7 protein-coding genes are annotated in these 8042 nt (G+C 66.7%); 4 read left to right on the top strand and 3 right to left on the bottom strand.

The window, feature by feature from the left end; translation table 11 throughout:
* The 4 genes from V7116_RS17300 to hemL form a co-directional block, all read left to right on the top strand.
* On the top strand, nucleotides 1-263 hold a 263-nt coding region (locus V7116_RS17300; RefSeq protein WP_324393212.1), incomplete at its 5' end, for a uroporphyrinogen decarboxylase family protein.
* Nucleotides 260-1189: a ferrochelatase gene (hemH, locus tag V7116_RS17295; protein WP_324393211.1), complete on the top strand. Its 930-nt coding sequence runs from the start codon at nucleotides 260-262 to the stop codon at nucleotides 1187-1189. The genes V7116_RS17300 and hemH, both read left to right, overlap by 4 nt.
* Nucleotides 1186-2604, top strand: coding sequence for a protoporphyrinogen oxidase (gene hemG, locus V7116_RS17290; protein WP_324393210.1), 1419 nt, complete (start codon nucleotides 1186-1188; stop codon nucleotides 2602-2604). Before hemH ends, hemG begins: the two co-directional genes overlap by 4 nt.
* Nucleotides 2605-2776: 172 nt before the next feature.
* Nucleotides 2777-4066, top strand: coding sequence for a glutamate-1-semialdehyde 2,1-aminomutase (gene hemL / locus V7116_RS17285; RefSeq protein ID WP_324393209.1), 1290 nt, complete (start codon nucleotides 2777-2779; stop codon nucleotides 4064-4066).
* Nucleotides 4067-4138: 72 nt separating this feature from the next.
* Here the strand turns inward: hemL and V7116_RS17280 are convergent, their stop codons facing one another.
* The 3 genes from V7116_RS17280 to V7116_RS17270 all read right to left on the bottom strand — a co-directional run.
* Nucleotides 4139-6373 carry a pyruvate formate lyase family protein gene (locus V7116_RS17280; RefSeq protein ID WP_324393208.1) on the bottom strand — a complete coding sequence of 745 codons (2235 nt, stop codon included), beginning with the start codon at nucleotides 6371-6373 and terminating at the stop codon, nucleotides 4139-4141.
* A 23-nt stretch (nucleotides 6374-6396) separates the two neighbouring features.
* The gene (locus tag V7116_RS17275; RefSeq protein WP_324393207.1) at nucleotides 6397-7362 is read right to left on the bottom strand and encodes a glycyl-radical enzyme activating protein; all 966 of its coding nucleotides are present in this window, start codon (nucleotides 7360-7362) and stop codon (nucleotides 6397-6399) included.
* Between the two features lie 20 nt (nucleotides 7363-7382).
* Nucleotides 7383-8042: SDR family NAD(P)-dependent oxidoreductase (locus V7116_RS17270; protein WP_324393206.1), on the bottom strand; the 660-nt coding region annotated here is incomplete at its 5' end.

Raw genomic sequence — 8042 nt, 5'->3', positions numbered from 1 at the left:
TGGACTGGCGTATCGATCTGGACGCGGCCTGGGCGCGGCTGGGCGAGGATGTCGCGGTGCAGGGCAACCTGGACCCGGTGGCGCTGTTCGCGCCCTGGCCCGCCGTGCGGGATCGCGCGGCGGACATTTTGGCGCGCGCGAACGGGCGGCCCGGCCACATCTTCAACCTGGGGCACGGCATTTTGCCCGAAACGCCGGTCGATACGGTGCGGCGCTTAGTGGACTTCGTGCACGAGTGGGGAACAGGAAGGACAGGCAGGTGAAAACCATCGGCGTACTGTTTATGGCTTACGGCGGGCCGGATTCGCTGGACGACATCCCCGCCTTTCTGGCCGACATCCGGCACGGGCGGCCCACGTCGCAGGCCATTCTGGACGAGATCACCGAAAACTACCGCAAGATCGGCGGCAAGTCGCCGCTGTTGGAGATCACGCAGCGGCAGGCGGCGCTGACCGAGGCGCGGCTGAACGCGGGTGCGCCGCCGGACGTGCACTATAAGGGTTATCTCGGCATGCGCCACTGGACGCCGCGCATCGAGACCGCCGTGCAGCAGATGATCGACGACGGCGTGGAATACGCGGTTGCGTTGGTGCTGGCTCCGCACTATTCGGCTATGAGCATCGCCAAATATTTCGAGAAGCTCGACGCGGCGCTGGCCGAGCAGGCGCACCCGTTCGTCTATACGCCTATCACCAGCTACTACGATCACCCGCTGTTCATCGAAGCGCTCGCCCGGCGCGTCGAGGCGGGGCTGGCGAAAATGCCCGCCGATACGCTGGTGATCTTCAGCGCGCACAGCCTGCCGGTGCGGATCATGGAAGAGGGCGATCCGTACGACACGCAACTGCGCGAGACGGCGCGGCTGGTCGCGGAACGGGTCGGTTTGCAGCCGGAGCAGTGGACGTTTTCGTACCAGAGCGCGGGCCGCACGCCGGAACCGTGGCTGGGGCCGCAGATCGAAAATTACGTGGTCGAGCTGGCCGAGAAGGGCTACAAGAACCTGCTCTCGGTTCCGGTCGGCTTCGTGGCCGATCACGTCGAGATCCTGTTCGACATCGACCTGAAGGCCAAGCAGGCCGCGGACGGCGCGGGCGTGCGGCTGGACCGCGTGCCGTCGCTGAACGACGATCCGCTGTTCGTCGCCGCGCTGACGGATCTCGTGCGCGAACATACACGGATGCCGCAATGAAACGATTGGTCGTCGTAGGGGGCGGGATTGCCGGGCTGGCGACCGCCTACACCGCCCAAAAACTCGCCCGCGAGCAGGGCGCAGACGTGGCGATCGCGCTGGTGGAGCGCGACGACCGGCTGGGCGGTAAGGTCTCGACCGATCTGACCGACGGCTTCGTGATCGAAGGCGGGCCGGATTCGTTCATCACGCAAAAGCCGTGGGCCTTGCAGCTCTGCCGCGAGCTGGGGTTGGAAGACCGGCTGATCGGGACAAACGACGCGCAGCGCACGACCTTCGTGCTGCGCAAGGGCAAGCTGCGCAAGATGCCCGACGGCCTGATGATGATCGTGCCGACGCGCTTCATGCCGTTCGTGACGTCCGACCTGATCTCGTGGCCGGGCAAGCTGCGCATGGGCATGGACCTGTTCCTGCCGCGCCGCACGGACGACGGCGATGAAAGCCTCGCGCACTTCATCCGGCGGCGGCTGGGCAACGAGGCGCTCGACGTGCTGGCCGAACCGCTCATGGGCGGGATTCACGTCGCGGACGCGGAAATCCTCAGCTTGCAGGCGACGTTCCCGCGCTTCATCGACACCGAGCGCAAGTACGGCAGTTTGACGCGCGGCATGATCGCGGCACGCAAGGCGGCGCAGGCACACGCCACCAACGGCAACGGGCGCCCCAAGCTGAGCATGTTCACCACGCTGCGGGGCGGCTTGCGCGAGCTGGTGGATGCAATCGCGGCGGCGCTGGACGGCGTGGAGGTGCTGACCGGGTGTGCGGTGGCGGCGCTCGACTGTGACGGCGATGGCTATACGCTGCGGCTGGACGACGGGCGAACGCTCGCGGCGGATGCGGTGGTGCTGGCCGCGCCCGCGTATGCCAGCGCGGCGCTGCTGCGCAGCGTGCAGCCGGAACTGGCGGATATGCTGGACGCGGTGAAATACGTCTCGACGGCGACGGTGTCTCTGGGCTTCGACGCGGACGGCTTCGAGCACCCGCTGGACGGGTTCGGTTTCGTCATCCCGCGCCAGGAGCCGACGCGCCTGCTGGCCTGCACCTGGACCAGCACTAAGTTCCCGCAGCGCGCCGCGCCGGGCACGGTGCTGCTGCGCGCCTTCATCGGCGGGCCGCGCCGCGAGGATCTGGTCGATCTGGACGACGAGGCGCTGGTGAGGCTGGTGCGCGACGAACTGCGGACGATCATGGGCATTCACGCCGCGCCGACCGTGGCGCGCGTGTTCCGGTGGCACCGCGCCAATCCGCAGTACGAGGTGGGGCATTTGGAGCGGGTCGATCAGATGGACGCACTGTGTCCGCCGGGCGTGCTGCTGGCGGGAAGCGCGTATCGCGGCGTGGGCCTGCCGGACTGCATCCACCAGGGGCAGCAGGCGGCGCGTGCGGCGCTGGGATATTTGGGGTTTGGGGAATAGGGACTAGGGATCAGGGGAAAGCAACACGACCTCACCCCTGGCCCCTCTCCAATCTGGGTTGGAGAGGGGAGAAAAGCGCAGATCACACGAATTGCGTTCATCCCATATTTGGTAGGGGCGTATTGTTATACGCCCTGGCGATCAGGTTGAATATTTCAGAAGGGTTCGATATATGTTGAAGACCGACCGATCCGCTGAGTTGTTCCGCCGCGCGGTGGACGTGATGCCCGGCGGCGTGAGTTCCCCGGTGCGCGCGTTCCGTGGCGTGGGCGGCGATCCGCTGTTCATTTCGCGCGGCGAAGGGCCGTACCTGATCGACGCGGACGGCAATCGCTACGTCGATTACGTCATGAGCTGGGGGCCGCTGGTGCTTGGCCACGCGCATCCGGCGGTCGTAGAGGCGATCCGCGAGCAGGCGACACTGGGTACGAGCTACGGCGCGCCGACCGGCCTCGAAATCGAGCTGGCGCAGCAGGTGATCGACCTCGTGCCATCCGTGGAAATGGTGCGTTTCGTCAATTCCGGCACGGAAGCGACCATGTCCGCGCTGCGGCTGGCGCGCGCTTACACCGGGCGCGACAAGTTCGTCAAGTTCGAGGGCTGCTACCACGGTCACGCCGACCTGCTGCTGGTCCAGGCCGGATCGGGCGTGGCGACGCTGGGCCTGCCGGACAGCCCCGGCGTGCCGCAGGGCGCGACGGCGGATACACTCACCGCGCCGTACAACGACCTCGACGCCGTGCGCGCGCTGTTCGAGCGCTTCCCCGACCAGATCGCCGCCATCATCGTCGAGCCGGTGGCGGGCAATATGGGCGTGGTGCTGCCGGAGCCGGGCTTTTTGCAGGGCCTGCGCGTGCTGACGCAGCAGCATGGCGCGCTGCTGATCTTCGACGAGGTGATGACCGGATTCCGCGTGGCGTTAGGCGGCGCGCAGGCCGCGTACGGCGTGCTGCCGGACCTGACCACGCTGGGTAAGGTGATCGGCGGCGGGCTGCCGGTCGGCGCGTACGGCGGGCGGCGCGAGATCATGGAATGGGTCGCGCCTGCCGGGTCGATGTACCAGGCCGGGACGCTATCGGGCAATCCGCTGGCGATGGCGGCGGGTCTGGTCACGCTGCGGACGCTGCGCGAACCGGGCGTTTTCGAGCGCGTGGTGGCGGTGGCGGACGCGGTGCGCGCGTGCGTCGAATCCAGCGCGGCAGCAGCGGGCATCCCGGTGCAGACGGCGCAGGCGGGCACGATGTTCGGCGCGTTCTTCAACGAGCGCCCGGTGCGGAATTATGCCGAGGTGAAGACCAGCGACGCCGCGCGCTACGGGCGCACTTTCCACGCGCTGCTGGAGCGAGGCGTGTACTTTGCGCCGTCCGCGTTCGAGGCGGCGTTCACGTCGCTGGCGCACGAAAGTGCGGCGCTGGACCAGACGTTGAGCGCGATCGAAACGGTGTTCCAGGCGGACCTGTAGAGAAAATGGCGAGGTGCGTAGGGGCAGTTCACAAACTGCCCCTACGGGAAAAACGGTACTGCGGGAGCGGAATCAGTCGTCGGCCAGGATGCGGTTGACGACCATCTGGCGGAATTCCGGCGAGAGGCTGGCGAAATAGGCGCTGAAGCCCGTCACGCGCACGACGAGATCGGGGTGGCGCGTGGGGTCCTCGTGCGCTTCGAGCACCTTCTGCTTGTCGAGAATGTTCATATTGATCTGCGTGCCACCCAGCTCGAAGTGCGAGCGGATGAGCTGCGAGACGACCTCGACCGCGTTGTCCTGGTCGATCACGCTCATGTCCAGCTCGATTTGCAGCGGGGCGGTGTTGCCGTAGCCCGGCTGCACGGCGGCGACCGCCGCGGCCATCGCGGTGGGCGCGCCGTCCTTGCGGAAGCCGGGGTCGGGGTTCGCGCCGTGCGAGATCAGATCCCCGGCGTGGCGACCGTTCGGCGTCGCGCCCAGATGTTCCCCGAACTTGACCGTATAGGCCCACGAAAACAGGCCGGGCAGCATCTTGATGCCGGAGGGCGTGGGGTGTTCCAGCACCAGCCGCGTGTACATCTGCGACAGGCGCGCGGCGTAGTCGTCGGCCAGCGTGCCGCCATGCCCGTAGTGCGGGACGTTTTTCATCATCAGGCGGGCGCGCTCGCCATCCGGCCCGGCCCAGTTCGTGTCGAGGTAGTGCAGCAGCTCCGCCCAGGTCAGGCGACCTTCGTCCACGATGCGCTGCCGGATCGCGGCGAACGAGTCGGCGGTGGTCGCCAGCCCCGCGCCATCGACTGCAATGTTGGTGTAGTCCAGGCCGCCATGTGAGGCGTCTTCACCGCGCTCGATGGGACCGGTGCAGCACAGGTCGAGCACGAGTTCGGGGAAGACCTCGTGCATGTGCGCGATGTGGAAGTCGATGCCCTGCGCGATGGTGGCGACGGCGCGCCGCAGGTGGTCCTCGAAGCGCTGTTCGAGCAGATCGATGCTGGGCGTGACGGTCGGATCGGCCAGCATATCGTGCAGCGCGACGTCGAATACGACCGCGAGGTTGATCTTGATCAGGTCGTTCATGCCGTACTCGCGCCCCGGAATGCCACACCAGTTGCAGCCGGAGTATTTACGGTCGCGCCCGTCTTCGAGCGGGTAACCGTTTTTGGCGAAGTCCGGCACGGTGTTGTCCACGCCGAGGAACTTGGGGATGCCGGTCTTGTCTTCGAGCATGATCTCGACGCCGCGACGCAGCAGGGCGTCGCTGGTCCCGCGGCCCACGGCAATCGCCACGTTGGCGGGGATCTTCAGCCAATGCGCCGCTTCGAGCACGAGGAACGAGACGGGGTTGGTCACGTCGCGCCCGGCCCGGTCCGGCCCGCCAAGCTGGCAGTACATCGTGTCGCGCAGCAGCATACACGCGATGTGGAAGATCGCCTCGTCGTCGGTCAGACAGCCCGCGGCGACGTCGGCCTCGTAATAATCGAGCAGCAGCGTATCGAGCTGGCCAACCGCGCCGCTGCCGTTGTACATGCGCGCGATCATCTCGTACCACAGCAGCCACTGGCACGCCTCGCGGAACGTCTGCGGCGGCGCGCTAACGATGTGTGCGTTTACCTCGGCAATTTCAAACAGGTTCCGGCGGCGCTGAGGATTGTCTTCCGTCTCGGCCAGCGCGCGAGCGGCCTCGGCATGGCGTTGGACCCAGTTCTGCGCGCCGAGTACGACCGCTTCCAATCCGTCGTAAAACGGCTCCTTTTCCGGGCCGTGCGAGGCGCGGTTGGCGCGGATGTGATCGAGCAGGCCGCCCCAGCCCAGGCGCAGGCCGATGGCGATGTCGGGCGTGAGGTGCTGCATGCCGCCGATGCCGTGCAGAAGCTGGTACTGTTCCTGCACGGGCTTCAGATGTTCGTAGCTGAGGTCGGGGTTCCAGTGCGGGCGGCGGTAGGACGTGAAGTTGAGCATGTACGCCCCGGCCAGCGAGCTGAGCGGATCGATGGTGACGGGGTGGTGTTCCAGCAGCGCGCGGTAATTGTCGCCCACGGCTTTGGGGCCGAAGAAACCGCCGCTGGGGTGGTTGCTGGTGACCTCGAAGCCCTTGATGATGCTGTCGCGGATCATGATGCCGGACGGACTCATGACGTGCACGTAGTCGCGCTGATCCTCCGGCGGCAGGATTTGCCCCCAGTCGTCGAAGTCCATATCGCCCAGCAGCGTTTGTTTTTCGCGCGTGCAGCGCAGTTTTTCCTCGCGCAGCGCGTCGATCCGCTGCTGGTAGGTGAGTTCGGTCACATCGAGTGAGAGTGCCATAGGGGTTCCATCCTGCTGATCTGTCACTGTGCGTTCGGGATAATTGCCGTGGGATCTCCGGCGTGAATCATGGCGTGCGCGCGCTGGCTGAGCGCGTCCATCTGGGCCTTGCTGAGCGGTTCCAGGTCGCGGGCGCGGTTGGCCCGGCCCAGGCCGCGATATTTGTCGCCTGCAAGCTGGTGGAAGCGCAGCAGCTCGTAGCGAACTGGCGCGGGCGTCTCGCCGCGCGCCGCGCAGGCATCCCCGCGGGCCGCGATCAGGTCGCGCACGAAGCCTGCAATGCGGTCGATGACTTCGGGCGCGTCATTGTAGGTGGGGATGACCGGCGTGCGGAACAGCAGCGGCTTGTTCGTTTCGGTCGCCAGATGGCGCGCGGTGCTCAGAATGCGCTCGTTGGGCACGCCCGTGCCGTCGCGGTGGCGCTCCGAATCGAGGTGTTTGAGGTCCATCATGACCAGATCGACCAGAGGCAGCACCGGTTCGAGCGTGGACCACGGGTAATGCCCCGCCGTCTCGATCGCGGTGTGGATGCCCTCCGCGCGGCAGCGCGCCAGCAGATCGGCGGTGAAGTCGGCTTGCAGCATCGGCTCCCCACCGGAGAGCGTCACGCCGCCCTCGTCGCCGTAGAAGCTGCGGTCCTGTAAGATTTCGGCCATGACCTCGTCCACGGACCACGCGCGGCCCACCAGCACGCGTGCGTTGGCGAAACAGTCATCGATGCACTCGCCGCAGACGGTGCACTGCTGCGGATCGTACGTGACAGTGCCGTCGTCCGTGATCGTGTTCGCGCCGTGCTCGCACAGCGCGACGCACGCCCCGCAGCCGATGCAACGCTCCGGGTAGAACTCGATCTCCGGCGGGCGGCGGATCGATTCCGGGTTGTGGCACCAGAAGCAGCGCAGCGAGCAGCCTTTGAGGAAGACCGTCGTGCGGATGCCGGGGCCGTCGTGCAGCGAAAAGCGCTGGGTGTCGAACACTGTGCCGTGCATAAAACCGCCTGCTTTCGGGATCAGCAGCCTTTGATCGACAGGCCGCCGTCTACCTTGATGATCGTGCCGGTAATGAAGGAGGACTCGTCCGAGGCCAGGAAGACGACTAACTGCGCGACCTCGTTGGGCTGGCCGAAGCGGCCCAGGGCGTGCCAGCTGTTCCACGTGCTGGCGAGTTCTTCGGGATCGTCCGCTTCCTCGAAGATCTTTTCGTTCATGGGCGTCATAATCGTGCCGGGCGCGATGGCGTTGACGCGGATGCCGCGCGCGCCGTATTCGACCGCGACCTGCTGCGTCAGGGCGAGCACGCCGCCCTTGGCCGCCGCGTACCCCGCCCAATCCTCGAAGCCCATCAGGGCCTGCACGGAGGCCATGTTGATGATCGATCCGCCGCCGGTTTTGACCATCTGTGGGATGGCGAACTTGATGCCGCGCCACATGCCGCTCAGGTTGACGTTGATCACGCGAGTCCAGTCGTCTTCGCTGATGTCCACCGCGCTGCCGGGGACCGCGATGCCCGCGTTGTTGACGTACACGTCCAGCCTGCCGTAGTGCGCGACGGCAGCTTCGACCAGCGCCTGCACGTCCTCGGTCAGGCCCACGTCCGCGCAGTGGTAGATCGCGTCCCCACCCGCGCGTCCGATCTCGGCCACGACGGCTTCGCCCGCCGCGTCCGCGAT

Origin of the sequence: Aggregatilinea sp., assembly GCF_036822615.1 — a bacterium.
GTDB lineage: Bacteria > Chloroflexota > Anaerolineae > Aggregatilineales > Aggregatilineaceae > Aggregatilinea.
The sequence above is the reverse complement of the archived record's forward strand: the minus strand, read 5'-3'. Positions and strand labels throughout refer to the sequence as shown.